Source organism: Shimwellia pseudoproteus (assembly GCF_016415625.1).
Classification (GTDB): Bacteria; Pseudomonadota; Gammaproteobacteria; order Enterobacterales; family Enterobacteriaceae; genus Shimwellia; species Shimwellia pseudoproteus.
The window spans coordinates 1-3,013 of record NZ_WBXP01000101.1; the positions used below are offsets into that span (position 1 = coordinate 1).

The window sequence follows — 3,013 nt, forward strand, 5'->3', positions numbered from 1 at the left end:
TTACGTTCATGAGCATTGCGCGCACGTTATAACAACGTATTCACGACGCGCAGCAAACCAGACAGTAAAGACATCTTTGGGTTGTGAGGTTAAGCGACTAAGCGTACACGGTGGATGCCCTGGCAGTCAGAGGCGATGAAGGACGTGCTAATCTGCGAAAAGCGCCGGCGAGGTGATATGAACCTTTGACCCGGCGATGTCCGAATGGGGAAACCCAGTGTGATTCGTCACACTATCGTTAGCTGAATACATAGGCTAACGAGGCGAACCGGGGGAACTGAAACATCTAAGTACCCCGAGGAAAAGAAATCAACCGAGATTCCCCCAGTAGCGGCGAGCGAACGGGGAACAGCCCAGAGTCTGAATCAGTTTGTGTGTTAGTGGAAGCGTCTGGAAAGTCGCAGGGTACAGGGTGATACTCCCGTACACGAAAATGCACATACTGTGAACTCGATGAGTAGGGCGGGACACGTGATATCCTGTCTGAAGATGGGGGGACCATCCTCCAAGGCTAAATACTCCTGACTGACCGATAGTGAACCAGTACCGTGAGGGAAAGGCGAAAAGAACCCCGGCGAGGGGAGTGAAAAAGAACCTGAAACCGTGTACGTACAAGCAGTGGGAGCCTCTTTATGGGGTGACTGCGTACCTTTTGTATAATGGGTCAGCGACTTATATTCTGTAGCAAGGTTAACCGTATAGGGGAGCCGCAGGGAAACCGAGTCTTAACTGGGCGTTAAGTTGCAGGGTATAGACCCGAAACCCGGTGATCTAGCCATGGGCAGGTTGAAGGTTGGGTAACACTAACTGGAGGACCGAACCGACTAATGTTGAAAAATTAGCGGATGACTTGTGGCTGGGGGTGAAAGGCCAATCAAACCGGGAGATAGCTGGTTCTCCCCGAAAGCTATTTAGGTAGCGCCTCGTGAATTCATCTGTGGGGGTAGAGCACTGTTTCGGCTAGGGGGTCATCCCGACTTACCAACCCGATGCAAACTACGAATACCACAGAATGTTATCACGGGAGACACACGGCGGGTGCTAACGTCCGTCGTGAAGAGGGAAACAACCCAGACCGCCAGCTAAGGTCCCAAAGTCACAGTTAAGTGGGAAACGATGTGGGAAGGCCCAGACAGCCAGGATGTTGGCTTAGAAGCAGCCATCATTTAAAGAAAGCGTAATAGCTCACTGGTCGAGTCGGCCTGCGCGGAAGATGTAACGGGGCTAAACTGTGCACCGAAGCTGCGGCAGCGACACTGTGTGTTGTTGGGTAGGGGAGCGTTCTGTAAGCCGTTGAAGGTGACCTGTGAGGGCTGCTGGAGGTATCAGAAGTGCGAATGCTGACATAAGTAACGATAATGCGGGTGAAAAACCCGCACGCCGGAAGACCAAGGGTTCCTGTCCAACGTTAATCGGGGCAGGGTGAGTCGACCCCTAAGGCGAGGCCGAAAGGCGTAGTCGATGGGAAACAGGTTAATATTCCTGTACTTGGTGTTACTGCGAAGGGGGGACGGAGAAGGCTATGTTATCCGGGCGACGGTTGTCCCGGTTTAAGCGTGTAGGTGTGTGCTCCAGGTAAATCCGGTGCACTTTAACACTGAGGCGTGATGACGAGGAACTACGGTTCTGAAGTAACAAATGCCCTGCTTCCAGGAAAAGCCTCTAAGCATCAGGTAACACGAAATCGTACCCCAAACCGACACAGGTGGTCAGGTAGAGAATACCAAGGCGCTTGAGAGAACTCGGGTGAAGGAACTAGGCAAAATGGTGCCGTAACTTCGGGAGAAGGCACGCTGACATGTAGGTGAAGCCCCTGCGGGTGGAGCTGAAGTCAGTCGAAGATACCAGCTGGCTGCAACTGTTTATTAAAAACACAGCACTGTGCAAACACGAAAGTGGACGTATACGGTGTGACGCCTGCCCGGTGCCGGAAGGTTAATTGATGGGGTCAGCGCAAGCGAAGCTCCTGATCGAAGCCCCGGTAAACGGCGGCCGTAACTATAACGGTCCTAAGGTAGCGAAATTCCTTGTCGGGTAAGTTCCGACCTGCACGAATGGCGTAATGATGGCCAGGCTGTCTCCACCCGAGACTCAGTGAAATTGAACTCGCTGTGAAGATGCAGTGTACCCGCGGCAAGACGGAAAGACCCCGTGAACCTTTACTATAGCTTGACACTGAACATTGAGCCTTGATGTGTAGGATAGGTGGGAGGCTTTGAAGCGTGGACGCCAGTCTGCGTGGAGCCAACCTTGAAATACCACCCTTTAATGTTTGATGTTCTAACGTAGACCCGTGATCCGGGTTGCGGACAGTGTCTGGTGGGTAGTTTGACTGGGGCGGTCTCCTCCCAAAGAGTAACGGAGGAGCACGAAGGTTAGCTAATCCTGGTCGGACATCAGGAGGTTAGTGCAAAGGCATAAGCTAGCTTGACTGCGAGAGTGACGGCTCGAGCAGGTGCGAAAGCAGGTCTTAGTGATCCGGTGGTTCTGAATGGAAGGGCCATCGCTCAACGGATAAAAGGTACTCCGGGGATAACAGGCTGATACCGCCCAAGAGTTCATATCGACGGCGGTGTTTGGCACCTCGATGTCGGCTCATCACATCCTGGGGCTGAAGTAGGTCCCAAGGGTATGGCTGTTCGCCATTTAAAGTGGTACGCGAGCTGGGTTTAGAACGTCGTGAGACAGTTCGGTCCCTATCTGCCGTGGGCGCTGGAGAATTGAGGGGGGCTGCTCCTAGTACGAGAGGACCGGAGTGGACGCATCACTGGTGTTCGGGTTGTCATGCCAATGGCATTGCCCGGTAGCTACATGCGGAAGAGATAAGTGCTGAAAGCATCTAAGCACGAAACTTGCCCCGAGATGAGTTCTCCCTGACCCTTTAAGGGTCCTGAAGGAACGTTGAAGACGACGACGTTGATAGGCTGGGTGTGTAAGTGCAGCGATGCATTGAGCTAACCAGTACTAATGAACCGTGAGGCTTAACCTTACAACGCCAAAGATGTTTCTGGCG

General features: G+C 52.9%; 1 rRNA gene. It reads left to right on the top strand.

Annotation, left to right across the window (positions count from 1 at the left end):
* Positions 1-87 precede the first annotated feature (87 nt).
* Positions 88-2,989, top strand: a 23S ribosomal RNA gene (locus tag F9C28_RS19805).
* Positions 2,990-3,013 lie beyond the last annotated feature (24 nt).